General features: G+C 62.4%; 27 protein-coding genes. 8 read left to right on the top strand and 19 right to left on the bottom strand.

Features of this window, described 5'->3' with window-relative positions; all coding sequences use genetic code 11:
- The first annotated feature begins 72 nt into the window (after positions 1-72).
- Positions 73-1,110: an oxidoreductase gene (locus IGS55_RS24660; RefSeq protein ID WP_230518374.1), complete on the top strand. Its 1,038-nt coding sequence runs from the start codon at positions 73-75 to the stop codon at positions 1,108-1,110.
- 6 nt (positions 1,111-1,116) lie between these two features.
- On the opposite strand, the gene IGS55_RS24655 is transcribed toward IGS55_RS24660, so the two are convergent.
- From IGS55_RS24655 to IGS55_RS24635, 5 genes are all read right to left on the bottom strand, one after another.
- A complete protein-coding gene (locus tag IGS55_RS24655) occupies positions 1,117-1,446 on the bottom strand; it encodes a hypothetical protein (RefSeq protein ID WP_230518375.1) in 330 nt (109 codons plus the stop codon).
- Positions 1,446-1,910, bottom strand: a complete 465-nt coding sequence (locus tag IGS55_RS24650) for a carboxypeptidase-like regulatory domain-containing protein (protein ID WP_230518376.1) — start codon at positions 1,908-1,910, stop codon at positions 1,446-1,448. The genes IGS55_RS24655 and IGS55_RS24650 overlap by 1 nt, the downstream gene beginning before the upstream one ends.
- A gap of 59 nt (positions 1,911-1,969) precedes the next feature.
- Entirely contained in the window at positions 1,970-2,161 is a 192-nt protein-coding gene (locus tag IGS55_RS24645; RefSeq protein ID WP_099379993.1) for a YqaE/Pmp3 family membrane protein, read from the bottom strand.
- A 95-nt stretch (positions 2,162-2,256) separates the two neighbouring features.
- Positions 2,257-3,123, bottom strand: coding sequence for an alpha/beta fold hydrolase (locus IGS55_RS24640; protein WP_230518377.1), 867 nt, complete (start codon positions 3,121-3,123; stop codon positions 2,257-2,259).
- 21 nt (positions 3,124-3,144) lie between these two features.
- Positions 3,145-4,038, bottom strand: a complete 894-nt coding sequence (locus tag IGS55_RS24635; protein ID WP_230518378.1) for a LysR substrate-binding domain-containing protein — start codon at positions 4,036-4,038, stop codon at positions 3,145-3,147.
- Between the two features lie 125 nt (positions 4,039-4,163).
- On the opposite strand from IGS55_RS24635, the gene IGS55_RS24630 reads away from it, so the two are divergent.
- Both IGS55_RS24630 and IGS55_RS24625 read left to right on the top strand, forming a co-directional pair.
- Entirely contained in the window at positions 4,164-4,907 is a 744-nt protein-coding gene (locus IGS55_RS24630; protein ID WP_230518379.1) for a sulfite exporter TauE/SafE family protein, read from the top strand.
- Positions 4,895-5,149, top strand: a complete 255-nt coding sequence (locus IGS55_RS24625) for a GNAT family N-acetyltransferase (protein WP_230518380.1) — start codon at positions 4,895-4,897, stop codon at positions 5,147-5,149. The genes IGS55_RS24630 and IGS55_RS24625 overlap by 13 nt, the downstream gene beginning before the upstream one ends.
- Here the strand turns inward: IGS55_RS24625 and pyrE are convergent.
- Positions 5,146-5,808, bottom strand: coding sequence for an orotate phosphoribosyltransferase (gene pyrE, locus IGS55_RS24620; protein WP_230518381.1), 663 nt, complete (start codon positions 5,806-5,808; stop codon positions 5,146-5,148). The two genes, IGS55_RS24625 and pyrE, sit on opposite strands and share 4 nt — an antisense overlap.
- 109 nt (positions 5,809-5,917) lie before the next feature.
- Here pyrE and IGS55_RS24615 point away from each other — a divergent pair, with 109 nt between their 5' ends.
- Positions 5,918-6,694 (top strand): exodeoxyribonuclease III, encoded by a 777-nt coding sequence (locus tag IGS55_RS24615; RefSeq protein WP_034749399.1) that lies wholly within the window; start codon positions 5,918-5,920, stop codon positions 6,692-6,694.
- Positions 6,695-6,828: 134 nt separating this feature from the next.
- Here the strand turns inward: IGS55_RS24615 and IGS55_RS24610 are convergent, their stop codons facing one another.
- The 13 genes from IGS55_RS24610 to IGS55_RS24550 form a co-directional block, all read right to left on the bottom strand.
- Entirely contained in the window at positions 6,829-7,740 is a 912-nt protein-coding gene (locus IGS55_RS24610) for a pseudouridine synthase (protein WP_230518382.1), read from the bottom strand.
- Between the two features lies 1 nt (position 7,741).
- Positions 7,742-8,644, bottom strand: a complete 903-nt coding sequence (locus IGS55_RS24605) for a M48 family metallopeptidase (RefSeq protein ID WP_034749404.1) — start codon at positions 8,642-8,644, stop codon at positions 7,742-7,744.
- Complete coding sequence (locus tag IGS55_RS24600; protein ID WP_230518383.1) at positions 8,625-9,884, bottom strand: AmpG family muropeptide MFS transporter; 1,260 nt, start codon at positions 9,882-9,884, stop codon at positions 8,625-8,627. The genes IGS55_RS24605 and IGS55_RS24600 overlap by 20 nt, the downstream gene beginning before the upstream one ends.
- Positions 9,884-10,495 carry a methionine biosynthesis protein MetW gene (gene metW, locus IGS55_RS24595; protein ID WP_034749410.1) on the bottom strand — a complete coding sequence of 204 codons (612 nt, stop codon included), beginning with the start codon at positions 10,493-10,495 and terminating at the stop codon, positions 9,884-9,886. The genes IGS55_RS24600 and metW overlap by 1 nt, the downstream gene beginning before the upstream one ends.
- Positions 10,492-11,691, bottom strand: a complete 1,200-nt coding sequence (gene metX, locus IGS55_RS24590; protein ID WP_230518384.1) for a homoserine O-succinyltransferase MetX — start codon at positions 11,689-11,691, stop codon at positions 10,492-10,494. Before metX ends, metW begins: the two co-directional genes overlap by 4 nt.
- Before the next feature lie 133 nt (positions 11,692-11,824).
- Positions 11,825-13,567, bottom strand: coding sequence for a phosphoenolpyruvate--protein phosphotransferase (gene ptsP, locus IGS55_RS24585; protein ID WP_230518385.1), 1,743 nt, complete (start codon positions 13,565-13,567; stop codon positions 11,825-11,827).
- 44 nt (positions 13,568-13,611) lie between these two features.
- A complete protein-coding gene (locus IGS55_RS24580) occupies positions 13,612-13,881 on the bottom strand; it encodes an HPr family phosphocarrier protein (RefSeq protein ID WP_034749416.1) in 270 nt (89 codons plus the stop codon).
- 90 nt (positions 13,882-13,971) lie between these two features.
- Complete coding sequence (locus IGS55_RS24575) at positions 13,972-14,376, bottom strand: PTS sugar transporter subunit IIA (RefSeq protein ID WP_070301592.1); 405 nt, start codon at positions 14,374-14,376, stop codon at positions 13,972-13,974.
- A 14-nt stretch (positions 14,377-14,390) separates the two neighbouring features.
- On the bottom strand, positions 14,391-15,347 hold the full coding sequence (gene gshB, locus IGS55_RS24570; protein WP_230518386.1) for a glutathione synthase: 957 nt from the start codon (positions 15,345-15,347) through the stop codon (positions 14,391-14,393).
- Positions 15,348-15,444: 97 nt separating this feature from the next.
- Positions 15,445-16,743 carry a glutamate--cysteine ligase gene (gene gshA, locus IGS55_RS24565; RefSeq protein WP_034749425.1) on the bottom strand — a complete coding sequence of 433 codons (1,299 nt, stop codon included), beginning with the start codon at positions 16,741-16,743 and terminating at the stop codon, positions 15,445-15,447.
- A 204-nt stretch (positions 16,744-16,947) separates the two neighbouring features.
- Positions 16,948-18,486: an ammonium transporter gene (locus IGS55_RS24560; RefSeq protein ID WP_329958153.1), complete on the bottom strand. Its 1,539-nt coding sequence runs from the start codon at positions 18,484-18,486 to the stop codon at positions 16,948-16,950.
- An 11-nt stretch (positions 18,487-18,497) separates the two neighbouring features.
- Positions 18,498-18,836, bottom strand: coding sequence for a P-II family nitrogen regulator (locus IGS55_RS24555; protein WP_010393464.1), 339 nt, complete (start codon positions 18,834-18,836; stop codon positions 18,498-18,500).
- Positions 18,837-18,847: 11 nt separating this feature from the next.
- Complete coding sequence (locus IGS55_RS24550) at positions 18,848-19,615, bottom strand: TorF family putative porin (RefSeq protein WP_230518387.1); 768 nt, start codon at positions 19,613-19,615, stop codon at positions 18,848-18,850.
- Between the two features lie 270 nt (positions 19,616-19,885).
- Between IGS55_RS24550 and IGS55_RS24545 the strand changes: the two genes are divergently transcribed.
- The 4 genes from IGS55_RS24545 (at position 19,886) to IGS55_RS24530 (ending at position 22,902) form a co-directional block, all read left to right on the top strand.
- Complete coding sequence (locus IGS55_RS24545; RefSeq protein ID WP_128141223.1) at positions 19,886-20,134, top strand: accessory factor UbiK family protein; 249 nt, start codon at positions 19,886-19,888, stop codon at positions 20,132-20,134.
- Between the two features lie 111 nt (positions 20,135-20,245).
- Positions 20,246-21,766, top strand: coding sequence for a YifB family Mg chelatase-like AAA ATPase (locus tag IGS55_RS24540; RefSeq protein ID WP_230518388.1), 1,521 nt, complete (start codon positions 20,246-20,248; stop codon positions 21,764-21,766).
- Between the two features lie 64 nt (positions 21,767-21,830).
- Positions 21,831-22,376, top strand: coding sequence for a hypothetical protein (locus tag IGS55_RS24535; RefSeq protein WP_230518389.1), 546 nt, complete (start codon positions 21,831-21,833; stop codon positions 22,374-22,376).
- A gap of 181 nt (positions 22,377-22,557) precedes the next feature.
- Positions 22,558-22,902, top strand: coding sequence for a DUF1840 domain-containing protein (locus IGS55_RS24530; protein WP_070224486.1), 345 nt, complete (start codon positions 22,558-22,560; stop codon positions 22,900-22,902).
- Positions 22,903-23,033: the final 131 nt, after the last annotated feature.

Genomic DNA, 23,033 nt, shown 5'->3' with positions numbered 1-23,033 from the left:
CATCGCAGCAGCGCTGCCGCCGCCCGCTTGCGGGTATGATCATGGATTCTTCCACGCACCTGTGAACACGCCATGAACAAGATCAAGACCGGCCTCGTCGGCTACGGCTTTGCCGGCTCCACCTTCCACGCTCCCGTCCTGTCCACCATCGATGCCCTGGAACTGGCGGCCGTCGCCTCGAGCAAGCCCGAGCTCGTGCACAAGGATTGGCCGCACGCGACCGTGTATGCGGAACCCGCGCAGCTGTTTGCCGACCCATCGATCGAACTGGTCGTCATCGCCGCGCCCAACGAAGCGCATTTCAGCCTGGCGCAAGCGGCCCTGCAAGCGGGCAAGCACGTGGTGGTCGACAAGCCCTTCACCATTTCCAGCGTTGAAGCGCAGAGCCTGATCGCGCTGGCGAAAGAGCGCAAGCTGGTGCTCAGCGTGTACCACAACCGGCGCTGGGATGGCGATTTCCTGACCCTGAAAGCGCTGCTGGCACAAGGCACCCTGGGGCGCATCGCCAGCGTCGAATCGCACTTCGACCGCTTCCGCCCCGAGATCCGCCAGCGCTGGCGCGAGTCCGGCGCGCCCGGTGGCGGCTTGCTGTACGACCTGGGTCCGCACATGCTGGACCAGGCCATGCAGTTGTTCGGCCAGCCGGAAAAGCTGTACGCCGATATCGTCCTGCAGCGCGATGGCGCGCAAGCCGTCGACTACATGCACATCGTTTTGTACTACGAGCGGCTGCGCGTGGTGCTGCAAGCGGGCTGCCTGGTGAAGGCGCCAACGGCGCGCTTCGCCGTGCATGGGGATAAAGGCAGTTTCGTGAAGTTTGGCCTCGACCCGCAGGAAGACGCCCTGAAGGCGGGCGGCAGGCCTGGGCAGCCCGGCTGGGGCGTCGATCCCGTGCGCGGCGCGCTGCACCTGGACACGCAGCCGGACGGACATTGCGAACACCTCGACATGCAGGCAGGCCGCTACCAGGACTTTTACCAGGGCATGGCCGACGCCATCCGCCACGGCGCAGCGGCGCCCGTGGCGGCCGAAGATGCGGCGGCGACGATACGCCTGATCGAACTGGCGCTGCAAAGCGCCGCCGAAGGGCGCGTGCTCAAGGTCAGTTGATCGGGTTCAGTTGATGACAAAGGCCAGCACCACGGCGCCCAGCGCCAGCAGGGCCAGGCCGCAGATGAACAGCAGTTCGCCCCACCATTCGTAGCGCAAGCGCGACTGGCCGGGGCGCAGCGACATGAACGAGAGTACGGCGCTGACGAGAAAGACGATGGCATCGACGGCGAGCAGCTTGTCGATGGCCACGCGCACCTCGCCGCGCGGCGCCAGGTGCCCGATCGACAGCACCGTCATGCACACGCCGACCATGGTCGCCGACGTGGGCAGGATATGCGCCGACAAACCCCGCGCCGGCAAGCCCTGTTCTGGCGCCTTGCCGTCGCCAGGCATCAGGATTTACCTTGATTCGTTCCCGCCGGCCAGAACAGCTCCACGCGCGCGGAACTGCCTGCCTTGATCTGCACCTTGCGTTCTAGCGTCTTGCCGGCCAGGGTGGCGCGCAGGCTGTAGCTGCCCGGCGCCAGTTTCGCCAGCAGGAACGGTCCGCTGGCCGTCGTTTCCAGCACCGGCGCGCCCTTGGCGTCGCGAATTTCCAGCTTCACGTCGGAGGCAAATTCCGCCTTGTCCGCCGCCTGCACGGAAAACACGAGGCTCAAGGGCCAATGCCGGCTGGCGCTCTTGATGGCCGTCGACTCGTCGAGGCCGATGCCGCCGCTCAGGTACTCCACCGCCCCGCTCTTCTGCACGGGCGGCAGTGCGCTGTCGGTTTGCGCCTGCGCCGCACTTCCCAGCAACAGCCCGGCGGCCAGCATCGCCGCCGCCAGGTTCAAGGTACCGCGTCTGTCTGATGCCATCTCACTCTCCTCATGTCGGTTGAATCAAGATAGGAAGCGCAGCTTAGGCCAGTCTTAGGTTAGCGCCGGCGCATGGCCTCGGCGATCTTCTGGTCCGTCTTGTACTGGCTCAGCGAGTACACGGCCCAGATCGTCGCTGGCAGCCAGCCGATCAAGGTGATTTGCAGGATCAGGCAAATGATGCCGGCGATCGGGCGGCCGATCGTGAAAAAGGTCAGCCACGGGAGTATCAGGGCAATCAGCAAGCGCATCGTTCGTTCCTTGAGTATTCCCCTGTGCCGCGGGGACCGGGCCGGCATGCGCCGGCGGTAAATTTAGTTAAACCGATTATAACGACACTGGCGCCTCAAGGCGCTACGGGCGCCAGCAGTTTTTCCATCCAGGCCAGGATGGCGGCAAAGATGACGTCGCGATTCACTTCATTGAAGTTCTCGTGATAATTGGCCGGATAAAAATGGTAGTCGAGCAGGCCATCGGGCACGCTGCGCAGCAGGCTTTCCGTGGCGCGGCTGTCGGCCAGCTTGTCGTCGCCCGCCACCACGGCGAACAGGGGGAAGCGCCAGTCCGACAAGCCACTAGCCAGTTCCTTTTGCGCCGACGTCAAGGCATGGGCGAAGCGCACCGACGCCGCGCTGGCGCGGATGCCGTCGCGCTCATCCTGAAAATGGCGCGCGGTGATGGCTTGATCGTGCGTCAGCAGCATGGTCAAGTTGCCCAGCGGCACCTTCATCGTGGGGTAACGCTGCGCCAGCCAGCCGGACAGCATCTGCAGCACCTTCGGCACGGGGATCGCATTCACGTAGTACGGCGATGAAATCACAAACCCCTTGATGGCCGCATCGCCCGCAAAGCGCCGCAGTCCCAAATGCGTGGCGATCAGGCCGCCCATCGAGTGGCCCATGACGAACACGGGCAAGCCCGGATACGTCTGTTTGACCCAGGCGAGGAACAGCTCCTCGTCGTCGAGGAAGGCGTCGAACGAGGGAATGTCCACCTTGCGCTGGCCGTCATGGCCCACCATGTCGAAGCTGACGGTGGCGATGCCGTGCTGGCGGAAGGTCAGCGCCGGCGTGACGTAGTCGCCCGCATGCGCCATGCCGCCGTGGATCGCCAGGATCACAGCGCGGGGATGCTCGGGCTGCCAGATGTGGATGGGCCGCTCGACCTGGTCGCTGCACAGCAGGCTGGTCATCTTGTCTTCCGAAAAACGCATCGTTGCTCCTGTCATGCCCTGTCACGCCTTCAGATGATCGATCAACTGGCGCGCATACAGGGGTAATTCACTGAACTGGCGCACGCAAATGGTGAGATTGCGTACCGACCAGGGATCGGATAATTCCAGGCAGCGCAGCGCCATCGTCTGCTGGCAGCGGCTGGCCGCCGCCAGCGGCACGACGCTGATGCCCACGCCGCTGGCCACCATGCGGCAGACGGCATCGAAGCTGCGCAGCCGCACGCGCACCTTCAAGGGGCGGCCCAGGCGCGCCGCATGCATGCCCAGGTACTGCTGCATCGCGCTGTCGTCGGCCAGGCCGATGAAATCGTGATCCAGCACCGTGGAGAACTCGACGACGCCATCCTGGCCCAGCGCGCGGTGATGCACGCCATCGGCCGCCGCGATGACCACCAGCCGGTCGGGGCGAAACAAAAACGTCTGCAAGCCGCGCATGTCGACCGAGTCGGACACGATGCCCATGTCGGCCAGTCCTTCCGAGACGGCCTTGACGATATCGTAACTGAGGCGCTCTTCCAGGTCGATGGTCAGGTTCGGATGGCGATCGAGAAAAGCGCCCAGCGCCTCTGGCAAAAATTCGCTGAGCGCGGCCGTATTGCACAACAGGCGCAGCTGCCCTTTCAAGCCGCGCGCAAATTCACCGAGTTCGCCGCGCATTTTCTCCATTTGCAGCAGCACCAGGCGCGCGTGATGGAGCAAGGTCTGGCCCACGGGTGTCGGCTCCACACCGCGCCGCCCGCGCAGCAGCAAGGGCATGCCCAGCATCTCTTCCATGCCGCGCACGCGCGCGCTGCTCGACGCCAATGCCAGGTGGCTGCGCGCGGCGCCCGCCGTCAGGCTGCCCGCCTCCACCACGTTGACAAACAGCTGCAAATCGACCAGATCAAAGCGCATGGCGGCTCTCCTTTTCGCCATCTTACCAGCCTTCGCATTTGACTAAGGCTGACTCAAAATAATCCGCCTTGGCGAAAGTCACTGGCAAGCGCAGAATCCACGCAAAATCACTGTGGAATAATAAAATGGAGACGTCATTTCTGCTGGCCGTCGGCGCCAGCTTCCTCGTCGCGGGCTTCGTCAAGGGCGTAGTCGGATTGGGCTTGCCGACGGTGGCCATGGGCACGCTCAGCCTTGTCATGCCGCCCGTGCAGGCGGCCGCCCTCTTGATCGTGCCATCGATGGTGACGAATGTCTGGCAACTGGCGGCCGGTCCCGGCCTGCGCGCCCTGCTGCGCCGTTTGTGGCCCATGTTGACGGCCGTCATGGCCGCTACCGTGGCGGGTGGCGCGTTGCTGCCGGCCGACAGCGGCGCCTGGGCCGTCGTCGCGCTCGGCGTGGCGCTGATGCTGTATGCGCTGGCGGGATTGTTCTCGCTGCAGCTGCGCGTGCCGGCGCGGCACGAAGCGTGGCTAGGGCCCGTGGCGGGCGCCGTGACGGGACTGGTGACGGCCGCCACGGGCGTCTTCGTCATCCCCGCCGTGCCGTATTTGCAGGGACTGGGGCTGGCGCGCGATGCGCTGGTGCAGGCGCTGGGCCTGGCGTTTACGGCATCGACCATGGCGCTGGCGGCCAGCCTGGCCCTGCACGGCAACTTCAGCCTCGGCGCGGCCGGCGCTTCCGCGTATGCGCTGCTGCCGGCGCTGGCCGGCATGCTGGCCGGTCAATGGCTGCGCGGACGCATCGCGCAGCAGGTATTCAAGCGCTGCTTTTTTGCCGGGCTGTTCGCCCTGGGCCTGCATGCGGCGGTCAAACCATGGATGGCGTGATGCGGATAGACTGGCAAGGGGACAACGCGCTATGCGCGTGGATCGACGGCCAGCAGGTGGCCATGCTCGACATCAGCAGATGTGTCGATGAAGTGACGGTGAACATGCTGTTCGTGAAACCGCCGTTCCGCCGGCGCGGCATCGGCGGCGCATTGTTGCGGCGGCTGTTGCAATGCCACCCGCAAGCTGCCACTGCCTGCAGCGACCCGCGGTTGCGGGCGCTGCTGGAGAGGACGACTTAAATACCATACCGATTGCGGTATGCGGAGACGGCTTCTTTATATTTGAGCAGTTCCGGATCGGCGCCCGCGCCATTCAGGTAGCCGAACAAATCGTCCAGGTTGCCGATCGAGATGACGGGGATGCCATACTGTTTCGACACTTCCTGCACGGCCGAACTAGGCGACAGCTGGCCGTCCGGGCCGGAACGCTCCATGCGGTCCAGCGCGATCAGCACGGCGCATGGCTCGGCGCCGGCGGCGCGTATCATGTCCACCGATTCGCGCACCGAGGTGCCGGCCGAGATCACATCGTCAATGATGACAACCTTGCCATGCAGCTTGGCCCCGACAATGGTGCCGCCTTCGCCATGGTCCTTGGCTTCCTTGCGGTTGAAGGCGAACGAAGTGTTGCGGCCCTTGCCGGCCAGCGCCACGGCGGTGGCCGACGCCAGAGTGATACCCTTGTAGGCGGGGCCGAACAGCATGTCGAATTGAACGCCCGAGTCGAGCAGGGTTTGCGCGTAGAACTGCGCCAGTTCGGCCAGGGTGGCGCCGTCATGGAACAGGCCCGCATTGAAGAAGTACGGCGACTGACGTCCGGCCTTGGTGGTGAACTCGCCGAACCGCAAGACTCCCTTGGATACTGAAAACGCGATAAACTGCTGGCGTAAATTATTCACATTAGCCTCATTTTTTAAAAGTGCCTGTATTTTAATCCGCGCGCACCGGCGAGACAATCGCCATGCCGCGCCCGCCGGCCCCGTCCAGCCCCTATTTCACTCTCTAGCCATGCCAAAAATTATCTCCGCCAACCTGAACGGTATCCGCTCCGCCGCCAAAAAAGGCTTTTTCAACTGGATGGGCACGCAAACGGCCGATTTCATCTGCGTGCAGGAATTGAAGGCGCAGCTGCCCGACATGACGCCGGAATTCCTCAATCCGCACGGCTACCATGGCCATTTCCACTACGCCGAGAAAAAAGGCTATTCCGGCACGGGCGTGTACAGCAAGGTCGAGCCGGACGCCGTGCATATCGGTTTCGGCAGCCCTGAATTCGATGCCGAAGGCCGCTACGTGCGCTGCGATTTTGGCAACCTCTCCGTCATTTCCGTGTACTGCCCGTCCGGCTCGTCCGGGCCGGAACGCCAGGAAGCCAAGTTCCGCTTCATGGAACTGTTCCTGCCGCATTTGCTCGAATTGAAGGCACTGGGACGCGAAGTGGTCATCTGCGGCGACTGGAACATCGCCCACCATGAAATCGACCTGAAGAACTGGAAGGGCAACAAGAAGAATTCCGGCTTCCTGCCGGAAGAGCGCGCATGGCTGACGCGCGTCTTCGACGAAGTGGGCTTCGTCGACGTGCACCGCGGCCTGGACAAGCGCGAAGACCAGTACACATGGTGGAGCAACCGCGGACAAGCCTACGCGAAAAACGTGGGCTGGCGCATCGACTACCACGTCGCCACCCCCGGCATCGCAGCCCAGGCGCATACGGTCAGCGTCTACAAGGACGAGCGTTTTTCCGACCACGCGCCGTTGATCATCGATTACACGATCAAGGGCTGATCTGATACGTCCGTGGTGGTGTCGGCTTACGCGCTGCGCGCTAACCCGACCTACGCTGAATCTGCCGTAGGTCGGATTAGGACCGCAGGACCGTAATCCGACAGCATTGTCGGCACGTCAGTGATGGTGGCGGATTAAGCATGCCACGCAAGCACGCGCCGGCTTTCAAAATGGCGCGGCTCGCCCGACAGCGGGTCCGTGAAATCGATGGCGCGCGCCAGCAGCTGCAAGGGCTGCGACATGTCGTCTTCCTTGCACGGCAGGGCCACCGGGTAAAACGCATCGTTGACGATGGGGATGCCCAGCGCGGCCAGGTGCACGCGCAGCTGGTGCTTGCGGCCCGTGTGCGGCTGCAGCCGGTACAACGCCACGTCGCCGCGCTCTTCGATCACCCCGATGATGGTTTCCGAATTCGGCTCGCCCGCCTCTTCGCGCATGAGGAAAAACTGCGCGCCCTCGACCATGCGGCTGCGGTAGGTAAATGGAAAATCGCGCCCCGCCAGCACGGGTGCCAGCGCCTCGTAGGTCTTGCGCACTTCGCGGCGCTGGAACAGCGACTGGTAGGCGCCGCGGCTGGCTACCTGGCGCGAAAAAATCACCACGCCAGCCGTCTCGCGGTCCAGGCGGTGGATTGGTGTGAGGTCGGCGCAGTCCAGTTTTTTCTTCAGGCGCGTCAGCAAGGTCTCCTGCACGAAGCGCCCGGCCGGCGTCATGGGCAGGAAGTGCGGCTTGTCGACCACCACCAGGTGTTCGTCCTGGAACAGGATCTCTTCCTGGAACGGGATCGGCGTTTCGCGTTCCAGCTCGCGGTAGTAAAAAATGCGCATGCCGCGCCGGTACGCGCTGCCGGGGCACAGCACGGCGCCGTCGCCATCGACCACTTCGCCGCGCGCCATGCGGTCCTGCCATTGCGCGGCGCTGATCTGCGGATAGCGCTCGAGCAGGAAGGACAACATGTCGGGCCACTGCCCTTCCGGCAGCCACAGATAGCTGGGCGCCACGCCGTCGCGCATGGGCAAGGGTGCGGCGGCGTGACGGGCCGGCATCCTAACGCTGCGCGATGGCGTTGCTGCGGTAAGGCGGCAAGGCGTCGACGCTGACGCCCTTGCTGCGCGCGTACAGCGGCAGCACTTGCGCCATGTGGCTGTTCATCTGCGAGATGCGGTCCTTGCCCGACGGGTGCGTCGAGAGGAATTCCGGCGGCGCGCCCTTGCTCACGGCGGCCATTTTCTGCCACAGGATGACGCCGGCGCGCGGGTCGAAGCCGGCGCGCGCGGCCAGGTCCATGCCGATCAGGTCCGCCTCGCGCTCATCGTCGCGCGAAAACTTCAGCATCACGCCTTGCGCCGCCATATTCGTGGCGGTACTGGTGATGCTCGGATCGACGCCGAGCCAGGCCGACAGGCCGGCGCCGGCCAGCTTGGCGCCGACGGCGGCCAGGTTGCCCTTGCCAGCCTGCGCCTGCGAGTGTTCGCGCAAGGCATGGGAAATCTCATGGCCCATGACGATGGCCACTTCGTCGTCGGTCAGATTCAGCTTGGTGATGATGCCGCTGTAAAAAGCGATCTGCCCGCCCGGCATGCAAAAGGCATTGACCTGGTCGGAATTGAGCAGGTTGACTTGCCAGTTCCAATTGGCCGATGCCTCGTTCCAGCGCGTGGCGAACGGGATGATGCGCTGGGCGATGGCGCGCAGGCGTTTCACTTGCGGATCGCTGTCGGGCACGAGCGCATTTTTTTCCTTCGCCTCGTTGACCAGCTGCGTATATTGCTGCTTCGATTGTTCATTGAAGTCGGCGCCGCCGGCAAAGATGCGCGAAGTCGACAAGGGGCGTACCTTGATGCCATCCTGGACCGTCGCCTGCTGGGCGTGGGCGGACAAGGACGACAGCGCGGTGGCTGCGCACAGGCTGGCCAGGACGGCGTAACGTTTAAGGGATATTGGTGCCATTGGCAGACCTCCATGGAGCGATTTTAGGCAGCATCATCATGGCCGGGAAGGCCAGGAAGAAGCACACGATGAAAAACGAGAACCAGCCCAGCTCGGCGACCAGAAAGCCCACCGAGGCATTGATCAGGGTGCGCGGCACGGCGCTCAGGCTGGAAAACAAGGCATATTGCGTGGCAGTGTAGCGCGGGTCCGTGCTGCGCGACAGGAACGCGACAAAGGCGGCCGCGCCCAGGCCCAGGCTGGCGAAGGATTCAAAACCGATCACGGCGCTGAGCAGCATGGTATTCGGCCCCACCTGCGCCAGCCAGGCGAATCCGAGAATGGCGATCGCCTGCAGCGCGCCAAACACCCACAGGCCCCGGTTGATGCCCAGCTTGAGCATCCACACGCCGCCCACCACGCCACCGGCCAGGCTGGCCCAGAAACCCGTGGTGTTGGCGGCCAGGCCGATCTGCGTCATGGAAAAACCCAGATCCAGATAGAACTTCGTCGCCAGCGCCGTGGCCATGCTGTCGCCGATTTTGTAGAGTAGTACGAAGGCAAGGATCCACATTGCGTTACGCCAGCCATCGCGCGCGATGAATTCCTGGAACGGCAAGATGATCGCTTCGCGCATGGTCTTCGGCGGCGAACCGTATACGGTGGGTTCCTTGATCAGCAGGGTGCAGACAAACCCCGGCAGCATGAAGGCGGCCGTGATCCAGAAGACGGGTTGCCACGGCATGCGGTCGGCCAGGATCAGCGACAGCGCGCCCGGCACCATGCCCGCCACTTTATACGCGTTGACGATGACGGCCGCGCCCAGGCCCTGCTCGTTGTCGGCAAGGATTTCGCGCCGGTAGGCGTCGATGACGATGTCCTGGCTGGCCGACAGAAAGGCTACGCCGCCGGCAGCCGCCGCGATCAGGCCGATCTGCGTGAGCGGGTCCAGCATGCCCATGCCGCCGATGGCAAAGAACAGCGCCACTTGCGTGAGCGCCATCCAGCCGCGCCGCCGTCCCAGTCCCAGGATGCGGTAGCGGTCCATCAGCGGCGCCCACAGGAATTTCCAGATGTACGGGAACTGCACCAGCGCGAACAGTCCCAGCGCCTTGACGTTCAAGCCCGACTTGGCCAGCCATGCCTGCAGCAGGTACAGCAGGATAAACAGGGGCAGGCCGGAACTGAAGCCCAGCACCAGCACGGCCAGCATGCGGCCGTTGGCATAGGAACGCCAGCCAGGCGCCGGGCTTTTGCTCATCAATGCACCGCTTTTTTACGCAGGCGGAAGACGGCCAGATCGCCGCGCAGGTTCGGCAGCACGGAGACCATCTTGCCTTCGGCCAGGGCCACGCATTCGATCACTTCCAGGCCGCATTCCTCGGCCAGTTCGCGGAAGTCGTTGATGGTGGCGCAGCGCACGTTGGGCGTGTCGTACCACTGGTACGGCAGCGATTTCGACACGGGCATGCGGCCTTTCAGCAATGCCACGCGGTGCGGCCAGTAGGCGAAGTTGGGGAACGAGACGATGGCCTCGGCGCCCACGCGCACGATGTCGCGCAGCAGCGGCTCGACCTGCTTCATCATCTGCAGGGACGACAGGCACAGCACCGTATCAAAACTGTTGTCGCCAAAAATCGACAAACCCTTTTCCATGTCCTGCTGGATCACATTCACGCCACGGCGGGTGCTGGCCAGCACCTTGTCGTCGGCGATCTCGATGCCGTAGCCACTGCACTCCTTGTCGCTTTGCAGATACTGCAGCATCACGCCTTCGCCGCAGCCCACGTCCAGCACGTGCGCATTATTCGGCACCCAGTGAGCGATGAAGGCCAGGTCGGGGCGCAGCGCGCTCAATTCGTCAAAAGTCATGCGGTCTCCTTCGCGCCCTGGCGGACGGCTGTGTGCTGTACGGCGGCAGGCAAGCCCGCCTCGATGTCGTTCCATACCTGGCCATAATAGGCGCGCACCATGTTCATGTAGCGCGCGTCTTCCAGCAGGAAGGCGTCGTGGCCGTGCGGCGCGTCGATCTCCGCATACGTGACCTGGCGGCGGTTGCATACGAGCGCCTCGACGATTTCGCGGCTGCGCTCGGGCGAGAAGCGCCAGTCGGTGGAAAACGAGGCGAGGAAGAACTTGGCCTTGGTGCCCGACAGGGCTTTGGCCAGGTCGCCGCCATGCGCGCGCGCCGGATCGAAATAATCGAGCGCCTTGGTGATCAGTAAATACGTGTTGGCGTCGAAGTATTCGGAGAACTTGTCGCCCTGATAGCGCAAATACGATTCGATCTCGAAGTCGATGCCGAAGCCGAATTTGTAGTCGCCCGTCTGTGCCGCATCGCGCAGCTTGCGGCCGAATTTTTCCGCCATGTCGTCATTCGACAGATATGTGATGTGACCGACCATGCGCGCCACGCGCAAGCCGTTCTTCGGCACCACGCCGTGCGCATAGAAGTCGCCGCCATGGTAATCGGGATCCGACAGGATGGCCTGGCGCGCCACGTCATTGAAGGCGATGTTTTGCGCCGACAGCTTGGCCGTCGAGGCGATCACCACGCAATGGCGCAGGCGCTCGGGGAACATGATGCTCCACGCCAGCGCCTGCATGCCGCCCAAGGATCCCCCCATCACGGCGGCGAACTCAGTGATGCCCAGTTCATCGGCCAGACGCGCCTGCGCGCTGACCCAGTCTTCCACCGTGACGACGGGGAAGGCGGCGCCATACGGCTTGCCGGTGGCGGGATTGGTGTGCATGGGGCCCGTCGAACCGAAGCAGGAGCCGAGGTTGTTGACGCCGATGACGAAGAATTTGTCCGTGTCGAGCGGCTTGCCGGGACCGACCATATTGTCCCACCAGCCCGTGCTTTTCGGCTCGTCCGCATAGACGCCGGCCACGTGGTGCGAGGCGTTCAGGGCGTGGCAGACCAGCACCGCGTTCGATTTGTCGGCGTTCAGGGTGCCGTAGGTTTCATACATCAACATATAGTCCCGCAGCGATGCGCCGCTTTGCAGCTGCAGGGGTTGCGCAAAATACATGGTTTGCGGCGAAACGATTCCAATGGATGACATGTGTGTCGGTTTATAAAAGGGGGGCGGCCCCACGGGCCATGGTCGATGCAGCACCGCGATGATAGGTGCTGCAACTTTAACATCAGGACACCTCTTGCCGCGCGCGAGGTGTCCTGATGCTTAAGGTGACAGTTTACATGAGCTGCAGTTGATGGACGGCTTCCGCGATCACATTTGGTTCCATCGAACGCATAATTTTGCGCATTTGTGGCGCAATCAGACCCAGGTCGCTGTTGAGGATCTCTTGCTTGACCGCCAACAACTGGGCCGGATGCATGGAAAACTCGCGCAGCCCCATGCCCAGCAGCAAGCGCGTGAGCTTCACGTCGCCCGCCATTTCGCCGCACACGGCCACGTCGATGCCCGCCTTGTGGCCGGCCGCGATCGTCATGGAGATCAATTGCAGCACGGCCGGATGCAGCGGATTGTACAAATGCGCCACTTCGTAGTCGACCCGGTCGATGGCCAGGGTGTACTGGATCAGATCGTTCGTGCCGATCGACAGGAAGTCCATGCGCTTGACGAACATGGGCAGGGCCAGCGCGGCGGCCGGAATCTCGATCATGGCGCCCACTTCGACCTCGTCGTCGAACTTGACGCCCTCCTCGCGCAGGCTGGCCTTTGCCTGCGCGATCATGGCCAGCGACTGATCGATCTCGAACGCATGCGCGAGCATCGGGATCAGGATGCGCACCTTGCCGAAGGCGGAGGCGCGCAGGATGGCGCGCAGCTGCGTCAGGAACAATTGCGGCTCGGCCAGGCAGTAGCGGATGGCGCGCAGGCCCAGGGCGGGATTCAAGGCCGTATGGTCGGACTGGTCGAGCGGCTTGTCGGCGCCGATGTCGAGCGTGCGGATGGTGACGACTTTTCCCTTCATCGACTGCACCGTGTTGCGGTAAGCCTCGAACTGCTCGTCCTCGGTGGGAATCTTGTGGGCGCGGCCCATGAACAGGAATTCGGAGCGGAACAGCCCCACGCCGCTGGCGCCCGACTCCAGCGCAAACGGGCAATCTTCGGGCAATTCGATATTCGCCAGCAGGGTGACGGGCGTGCCGCATTTGGTCACGGCCGGCGTCTTTTTCAGCTTGCCCAGCTTCTTGCGCGCGCGCTGCATGGCCACCTGGCGCTCGCGGTACTGTTCCAGCACCAGCGCGCTGGGGTTGGCAATGACGACGCCGGCGTCGCCGTCGATGATCAGCCAGTCGTCCTGGTCGATCAACATCGACGCCTGCGACATGCCGACGGCGGCGGGAATATCGAGGCTGCGCGCGACGATGGCCGTGTGCGAGTTCTGTCCGCCCACGTCGGTAATGAAACCGATGAAGGAGCGGTCGCGGAACTGCAGCATGTCGGCCGGCGAGATGTCGTGGGCGACGACGATCATCTGCGCCATCAATTCATCTTCGGCCGCGGCCTTGGGCAGCAGCTGCTCCGTGCCCAGCAAGACTTTCAAGACGCGTTCGGCCACCTGCTGGATGTCGGCCTTGCGTTCGCGCAGGTAGGGGTCTTCGATTTCGTCGAACTGGGCCGACAATTCATCGATCTGCGTCAGCAGCGCCCATTCGGCGTTGTAGTGGCGCTTGCGGATGATGTCGAGCGGCGCTTCGGAAATCATCGGATCGGACAAGATGAGCGCATGCACGTCGATGAAGGCGCCCAGCTCCGTGGGCGCATCCTTGGGCAGCTCGTTCCACAGGGTTTGCAGTTCCTTGTGGACGGTGGCGATGGCGCTTTGCAGGCGCTGCACTTCGGCTTCGATCTGCTCCTGGGCGACCAGGTAATGTTTGACGTCAAGGGCGGCCGGCGCCAGCAGATGCGCGCGGCCAATGGCGATGCCGCGGGAAACCGGGATGCCGTGGAGCGTGAAAGATGCCATGGGTTGACCTGTCGGAATGCGGCTGCGGCTGCGTTCGGCGGGCATTACTCGCCTTCGCCAAACCTGTCATTAATCAGGGCGGTCAACGCATCGACACATGCCTGCTCATCATCGCCCTCTGCTTCCAGGGTCACTTTCGCGCCCTTGCCGGCGGCCAGCATCATCACGCCCATGATGGACTTGGCGTTGATGCGGCGCGCGTTGCGGGTCAGCCAGACGTCGCTCTTGAACTTGGCGGCGAGCTGGGTAAATTTGGCGGAGGCGCGTGCGTGCAGTCCCAGCTTGTTGATGATTTCGAGTTCTCTTTGAATCATTTTTGTATGGTCTCTATCCCTGAATGCACTGCATTGTTGCCAGCCCTGCTATAAAACCCGCCGCCTTCAGGGCGGCGGCCATGTCACTCTTTACTCGCCCACGCGAATGCGGTTATCGACACGCACGGCGCCGCTTTGCGCACCGGCCAGCGCCATCTCCACCACCACGTCGAGCGTGTCACGGCGATACGTGATGGCGCGCAGCAGCATCGGCAGGCTGATGCCGGCGATCACTTCCACCCGTCCCGCATCGGCCAGCTTGTTGCAGCAGTTCGACGGCGTGCCGCCCTTCACGTCGGTAATCACCAGTACGCCGGAACCGTCGTCGAGGCGGCAGATGGCTTCCGACGCCAGTTTCTGCACTTCCATCAGGTCCTGGTCGGCGACGACGTCGATGGCTTCAAACCGTTCCGTTGGCCCCCGGAACACATGCGCGCAGGCGGCGATGAACGCCTGTCCCAGCGGTGCATGTGTCATGAGCAAAATCCCTACCATAGTCATTTCACCTTCTAGCGCTGCTGCGCTTGCGCAACGCCATGCTCGACGGCGTCGACAAACATGGCTGCCACGTCAAAACCCGTCTGCTGCATGATTTCCTGGAAGCAGGTCGGGCTGGTGACATTGACTTCCGTCATATAGTCGCCGATCACGTCCAATCCTACCAGCATCAGGCCACGCGCGGCCAGGATCGGGCCCAGCTTTTCTGCGATTTCCAAGTCGCGCGCCGTCAATGGCTGCGCCACGCCCGTGCCGCCGGCGGCCAGATTGCCCCGTACTTCGCCCGCCTGCGGGATGCGCGCCAGCGAAAACGGCACCGGCTTGCCGCCGATGACGAGGATGCGCTTGTCGCCCTTGACGATGTCGGCGATGAAACGCTGCGCCATGATGGTCTGCGCGCCGTTGTCCGTCAGCGTCTCGATGATGGCGCCCAGGTTCAGGCCATCGGCCTTGACGCGGAAGATGCCCGTGCCGCCCATGCCGTCGAGCGGCTTGAAGATGACGTCCTGGTGCTTGGCGTGGAAGGCGCGCAGGCGCGCTTCGTCCGACGTCACCAGGGTCGGCGAGGTGAATTCGGAAAACTGGGCAATGGCCAGCTTTTCATTGTTGTCACGGATGGCGGACGGCTTGTTGAAGACGCAAGCGCCCTGCTTTTCCGCCAGTTCCAGCAGATACGTGCCATACACGTATTCCATGTCGAACGGCGGGTCCTTGCGCTCGATGATGGCGTCCAGCGCCGACAGGCACACTTCTTCGGTGGAGACGACCTTGTACCAGTCGTGTTCGTCGCCGGTCAGCTCGATGTGCTTGACCCGTGCCGTGACGATGCCCTCTTCCAGCGCCATATCCTTCTGTTCGAAGGCATACACGGCATGGCCGCGTTTGGCCGCCTCGCGCATCATGGCGAAAGTGGAATCTTTGTAAGTCTTGAAGCCTGCCAGCGGGTCGGCAAGGAATGCAATTTTCATGGTGCGTCCAATCGGGGAGCCTGGATAAGGAATGCTTGATTCTAGCCGAGATCGCCAGGCGCGGTAGTCGCCGCGCCCGGCAAGCTGCGGCGAGGGCTCAATACACCTCGGGATTCGGGTCCGTGCGCTCCATTTCCAGCGACGCGGCCAGCAAGGCCAGGCGCGCCACCACGCCATACACATAGAAGCGGTTCGGCGCGGCCGTGCCCGGCTTGGCCTTCAAATCCGGCACGGCATGCTGCTGGGCAAACGCCAGCGGCACGTACTGCGAGCCGGGCGCGTTCAGGTTCTGGTCCACGCCTTTTTCAGCATGCACGCGGTAGAAGCCGCCCACCACGTAGCGGTCGATCATGTAGACGACGGGCTCGGCCACGGCATCCTTGATGCTTTCAAAGGTCGGCACGCCTTCCTGGATGATGACGTCGGTCACCAGCTGGCCATCCTTGACGATGGACATTTTTTCGCGCTGCTTGCGCGACAGGTCGCGCACTTCGCTGGCGTCGCGCACCGTCATGATGCCCGTGCCATACGTGCCCGCATCGGGCTTGACGATGACGAACGGCTTTTCCTTGATGCCGTATTCCTTGTATTTCTTGCGGATCTTGGCCAGCAGCACGTCGACGCTGGCGGCCAGCGCATCTTCGCCCTCGCCTTCCTGGAAATTCACGTCGCTGCACTTGGCGTGGAAGGGGTTGAGCATCCACGGGTCGACATCGATCATCTTGCCGAATTTCTTGACCACTTCATCGTAGGCCGTGTAGTGGTTGCTCTTGCGGCGCAAGGCCCAGCCCGCGTGCAAGGGCGGCAGCAGGCTTTGCTCATGAATATTTTGCAAAATATCGGGGATACCGTCCGACAAGTCGTTATTCAGCAGAATCGTGCACGGGTCGAAATCCTTCAAGCCCAGGCGGCGACCATTGTTCAGGCGCACGAGCGGCTCGATGACGAGCATGTTTCCGTCCGGCAGTGCCAGCGGCGTGGGCTGGGTAATCTCGGGCGACCACGAGCCGAAGCGCACGTGCAGCCCCGTCTGGCGGAAGATTTGCATCAATCGCGCCACGTTCTGCAGGTACTGCGGCGTAGTGTTGTGCAATTCCGGCACGATCAGCAGGTTGCGGGCGTCCGGGCAATACTTGTCGATGGCGGCCATGGCCGCTTGCACGGACAGGGGCAGCATTTCCGTGGCCAGGTTGTGAAAACCGCCAGGGAACAGATTGGTATCGACGGGCGCCAGCTTGTAGCCGGCGTTGCGCAAGTCTACCGAGCAATAAAAGGGCGGCGTGTGCTCTTGCCACTCCATGCGAAACCAGCGCTCAATGGCCGGCGTCGCGGCCAGAATCTTTTTTTCGAGGTCGAGCAGCGGTCCGGTCAGGGCCGTGACGAGATGGGGAACCATAGTTACATCCTTAAATTATGTGCAGTATTCAAAAAAGCACACAGAACTGCCGACTATATTACCGTGTAAGTACCCCAAATCGGGGCAAAAGCCTTGTTTTAAAGACCTTTTACATTCCCACAACGAAAAAAAGGCACCTCAATGAGGCGCCTTTTCCAGCCGGACATGCCACGCCGGGGCGCTGGCATGCCAGACAATGACTATTTAACCATGATACGCTTGCTCGCCATGGCTGGTGATATCGAGGCCTTCGCGCTCTTCTTCTTCCGGTACGCGCAGGCCGATGACGATGTCGACCAGTTTATAGGCGATGACGGAAATGATGGCAGACCAGAGGATGGTGGTGCCGACCGCTTGCGCCTGCACCCACACCTGGTGGCCGATCGAGTACGGGTCCGCCGACATCTTGTTGGTGACATAGTCGAAGATGCCCTGGCCGCCCAATTGTGGTGCAGCAAACACGCCCGTCAGCAAGGCACCGAGAATGCCGCCCACGCCATGCACGCCGAACACGTCGAGCGAATCGTCGGCGCCGATCAGGCGTTTCAGGCCATTCACGCCCCACAGGCAGACGACACCGGCCAGCAAGCCGATGACCAGGCCGCCCATCGGACCGACAAAGCCGGCCGCCGGGGTGATCGCGACCAGGCCGGCGACGGCGCCCGATGCGCCACCGAGCATCGATGGCTTGCCTTTGCTGATCCACTCGCCAAATACCCACGACAGGGTAGCGGCGGCAGTGGCCAACAGCGTATTGACGAAGGCCAGCGCAGCCACGTCGCCCGCTTCCAGCGAGGAACCGGCATTGAAACCGAACCAGCCCACCCACAGCAGCGACGCACCGATCATGGTCATCGTCAGCGAGTGCGGCGCCATCGATTCGCGGCCGTAGCCGACGCGCTTGCCGATCATGATCGCGCCCACCAGGCCGGCGACGGCGGCATTGATGTGCACCACCGTGCCGCCGGCGAAGTCCAGCGCGCCTTTTTGCCAGATCCAGCCAGCCTTCAAGGCTTCGCTGGCCGAGGTGGCGGCGTTGGTGATCAGGTCAGGACCGGTCCAGAACCACACCATGTGGGCCGCTGGCAGGTAGGCGAACGTGAACCACAGCACGACAAAGGCCAGCACGGCGGAAAACTTGGCGCGCTCGGCAAAGGCGCCGACGATCAGTGCGCAGGTGATGGCGGCAAACGTACCCTGGAACGCGACGAAGACGAACTCGGGAATGACGACGCCCTTGCTGAAGGTGGCGGCGGCGGCAAACGTGCCCTTGGCTGGGTCCCAGATACCGTTCAGGAACAGGCGGTCGAAGCCACCGAAGAAGGCGGTTTTTTCCGTGAAGGCGATCGAGTAGCCGTAGATGCACCACAGCACGATGACCAGCGCGAACACCATGAACACTTGCATCAGCACCGACAGCATGTTCTTCGAGCGCACCAGGCCGCCGTAGAACAGGGCCAGGCCGGGAATCGTCATCAAGATCACCAGCAAGGTGGAAATCATCATGAAGCTGGTATCGCCCTTGTTGGCGACGGGCGCGGCAGCTGGCGCTGCAGCGGCCGGGGCCGGAGCGGAGGCAGCCGATGCTGCTGCGTCAGGCACCGGCGTGACGGCGGGGGCGGCGACGGCCGTGGTCGTGGCCGCCTCCGTCTTGGCGGGAGCATCGGCAAAGCTCGGCGCGGCGACGCCAAACGCACACAGACAGGCAAACCCAGCTAGCAATTTTGTTATATTTTTACGCATCAATATTCCCCTTAGAGCGCTTCGTTACCGGTTTCACCGGTACGGATGCGGATGACCTGTTCCAGGTTGTAGACGAAAATCTTGCCATCGCCAATTTTACCGGTACGCGCGGCACCTTCGATCGCTTCGATGGCCTGGTCGACAATGGCGTCATCGACGGCCGCTTCGATCTTGGTTTTTGGCAAGAAATCGACGACATACTCGGCGCCACGGTAGAGTTCCGTGTGACCTTTCTGGCGGCCGAAACCTTTGACTTCCGTGACGGTAATGCCTTGCACATTGATAGCCGACAAGGCTTCACGTACTTCGTCCAGTTTGAACGGTTTAATGATTGCGGTAATCATTTTCATGGCAGTCTCACTTAAAAGGTTTTGGATACGGTCAGCACGAGACCGGATTTCGCCAAATTCTTGCCATTCGGTGCCAGCGACGTGATGTTGGCCTTCACCGCAGCGAGGGAAACGGTCGCCATGCCGAAGTCTTTGGTCACGCCGATCTTGTAATCGCTGTAGCTGAGGGAATCGTTGTGCTCGACCTTCTGACGTCCGACATGCAGGTTGAGCATGTAGCCATCGTGCACCTCGACGTTGGCGCCCACATCGAGGTAACCGCTGTTCTTGCTGTCGGCAACACCGAACAGATTCGTGGTCGAATGCGAGTATTTGATATACATCGGGCCATAGCCGAGCTGGCCGTACAGCTCGAAGGTGTTGGCATTGGTGCTCAGTCCATTCGAGGGATAGAAATAGTACAGGCCGCCCACGTCATAGGTAAAATCCTTGCTGATCTCACCCCGCTTGCCACCGTAGATATCCCATTCCAGATTGGTATCGCCGCCGCCGTCCTTGATCCATTTGATGCTCGACAGCCAGGTCCCGACGTACAAACCCGTCGAATTGTGGGTATAGTCGGCACCGCCGCTGATGGCCGGTTTCAAGCGGCTTTGCGAGATGCCGCGGTAGCGGTAGTCGCTGGTCAGCGCCACGTTGTAGCTCACCACGTTATCAGGTACGGCCTCGGCCGCAGCAGGCGCCGCCACTGCATCCTGGGCCATGGCGCTGCCGCACAAGGCGGTCATGGCCAGCGTCAACGCTGCAGCTAAAGTCATGTTCTTGGACAGATTCTTCATGGCGATTCCCTTTTATTGAACTTTTAAAGCGGTTGAGGTTTAAAATCTTGGCTGGAGATCACAAAGCGTTCATACCTTCTTTAGCAGAATACGTGCCAGCTCCATTGCCACCTTGACAGGTGCGTTTCCGGCCATACATACCCTCCAAGCCGCTGGGCATGCGGGTACGGGCTGCTGAAGCATTGTGAATTTGCCCAGTTTCGCACCAGATTAACGCCGCTGTGCACCGCAATGGTGCGATGCACAGGCCGCACCATAAAAGGACTGACCATGGACATGAATACCTTCTTTAACGACTTGCAAGGCAAGATCCATCAAGCCATCGAAAACTCGCCAGCCAAGGATATCGAGAAAAACGTGAAATCGATGATGACCCAAGGCTTCGCCCGCCTCGATCTGGTCACGCGCGAGGAATTCGATATCCAGGCACAAGTGTTGGCCAAGACCCGCGCCAAACTGGACGCACTGGAACTGCGCCTGATCGAGCTGGAAACGCGCCTGAACGATAGCAAGGCGTAAGGGACCGCCAGCCAGGCGCCGATATTGACGGCCTTGCTGGCATAGCTCAAGCCCGACGGCCTTCCACGCGCTAGACTGATCCTGCCCGCGCCCGCGCCACAGGGGAGTCTGATGAGTCTGGCCGTCCTGAAAAGCCGCGCCCTGGCCGGCATGGAAGCGCCAGAGGTAAGTGTCGAAGTCCACCTTGCCAATGGCTTGCCTTCGTTTACGATTGTCGGCCTGCCGGATACGGAAGTGAAGGAATCGCGCGACCGCGTCCGTGCCGCGCTGCAAAACTGCGGCTTTGAGATGCCGGCGCGGCGCATCACGGCCAATCTGGCGCCGGCCGACCTGCCCAAGGAATCGGGGCGCTTCGACCTGCCCATCGCACTGGGCATCCTGGCCGCCTCCGGCCAGTTGCCGGGCGACCAATTACACCACTACGAATTTGCTGGCGAACTGTCGCTGTCGGGCCAGTTGCGCCCCATCCGTGGCGCCCTGGCCATGACCTTTGCCATGCAGCGCAGCCAGTCTGGCGCACCGCGCGCCTTCATCCTGCCGCAGGCGAACGCAGGCGAAGCGGCTCTCGTCAGCGATGCCTGCATCTATCCCGCCCACAGCCTGCTCGAGGTCTGCGCGCATTTTGCCGCGCACGCCAGCCGGACCACCCTGCAACGCCATCAGCCCATGCTGGCCGTACCCGATTTTGCGTATCCGGACTTTGCCGACGTGCAAGGACAGCAGCAGGCGCGCCGCGCACTGGAAGTGGCGGCCGCGGGCGGCCATAACGTCCTGATGGTGGGGCCACCGGGCGCGGGCAAGACCATGCTGGCCAGCCGCTTCCCTGGCGTGCTGCCGCCCATGAGCGACGAAGAGGCGCTGGAATCGGCCGCCGTGCATTCGCTGGGCGGCCACTTCAAGGTGGAACACTGGAAACGGCGCCCCTACCGTGCTCCGCACCAGACGGCGTCCGGCGTGGCCCTGGTCGGCGGCGGCAACGTGCCACGCCCGGGGGAAATCTCGCTGGCCCACTGCGGTGTGCTGTTTCTCGATGAAATCGCCGAATTCCAGCGCCGGGTGCTCGATGTGCTGCGCCAGCCCATGGAATCGGGCGTGATCAGCATTTCACGCGCGGCGCGCCAGGCCGAGTTTCCTGCCCGCTTCCAGCTGATCGCCGCCATGAATCCCTGCCCCTGCGGTTATCTGGGCCATGCTTCGGGACGCTGCCGCTGCGCGCCGGACGCCGTACTCCGTTATCACAGCCGCCTGTCCGGTCCGCTACTCGACCGTATCGACCTGCAGATTGAAGTGGCCGCCATGCCGCCGGCGGCGCTGGGGCGGCACGCAGGCGCAGGCGAAAGCACGCAAGCCATCGCCACGCGGGTCGCGGCAGCCTTTGCCCTGCAGCTGGCACGCCAGGGCAAAGCGAACCAGCGCCTGAGCAGCACGGAAATCGAACAGCATTGTCGTCTGGAAACGCATGGCGAACAGCTGCTGCATGGCGCCATGGCGCGATTACACTGGTCGGCGCGCACCTATCACCGGGTACTGCGCGTGGCGCGCAGCATCGCGGACCTGGCGGGCAGCCCAGCCATCACTCAAGCGCATGTCGCCGAAGCGATCCAGTACCGGCGCGTGCTGCGTGAAATATAAACCGGCCAGTGAGCGCCACACGTGCGCGATTGCGCGTGGCTGGCGGCGCTGCTACCATCTGCTGATGAAAAAACCATCACTTGCCCTCTTTCTGGCTACGCTCGCGGTCGCCAGCGTCCTGTCCGCCTGCAGTCCGAAGTTCGACTGGCGCGACTATCGCAGCCCCGACGCGCAGTTCACGGCCTTGTTTCCAGGCAAGCCCGCCGTGCTGACGCGCGAGGTCGATCTCGATGGCAAGAAAGTCAGCCTGACCATGACGGCCAGCGAAGTCGATGGCAATACCTTCGCCATCGGCAGCGCCGTGCTCGACAGCGCAGAACAGGCGCAAGCGGCCCTGCCCGCCATGCAGACTGCCCTATTAAAAAACATCAACGGCACCGTGCGCAGCGAAAAATCCGCATCGGCGGCCAGCAGCACGGCGGCCGGAACGCAGCAGCGCAGTTCGCTCAGCATCGAGGCCAAAGGCACGCAGCAAGGCAAGCCTGTCTTGCTGGTCGGCCGTTTTGTGGCGCAGGATAAACGCATCTTCCAGATCATCATTCTCGGCGAAGAAAGCAAGCTGTCGCGTGACACCATCGACACCTTCATGGACTCGGTGAAACTGGATTGAGACTTAACGATCGCTTAAACGGGTGTTTTCACGATAAGCGAGCTCTTGTAAATACGTGCGTTGTCCAACAGATGGCTCTATCCGGCTTGTAAATATGCAATCCGGGACAAACGGACGGCCTGTGCGACATTTCAAGTCGTGATATTGTTTCGACACTAACAACAAGTTTCAGAAAGTGCTTATGTTGATCTCATTCAAATCCAAATCTTCCCCTGAAGTGCTGATGTACCAGGAACATGCCCAGCGTATCCTCGACATCCTGCACAAGAACCCCACGCGCGGCGTCATCACGCCAGCGGAAGCGGGCGATGCCCTGGCCTTGCTGGAAAAAGAAGTCGCGGAAAGCAAACTGCATCCGGAAAACGACGTCGAACACGATGCGCATACGCCCGAAACCCTGGAAGATGGCGAAACGGGCGCCCATGCGCGCGCGCAAAAAGTGCATTTCTCGCAGCGCGCCTATCCGCTGATGGAAATGCTGCGCTCGGCCAAGGCGGAAAATGAAAGCATCACCTGGGGCATCTGATCCGATGAACGCTGCAGACGAAAAAAAACCCCGCACCTAGCGGGGTTTTTTTATATAACAAGCCTGACGATAACCTACTTTCACACTGGTTGCAGCACTATCATCGGCGCAAAGTTGTTTCACGGTCCTGT

It is taken from the genome of Janthinobacterium sp. EB271-G4-3-2 (assembly GCF_020858035.1).
GTDB lineage: Bacteria > Pseudomonadota > Gammaproteobacteria > Burkholderiales > Burkholderiaceae_D > Janthinobacterium > Janthinobacterium aestuarii.
This window is presented reverse-complemented; position numbering and strand designations above follow the sequence as displayed.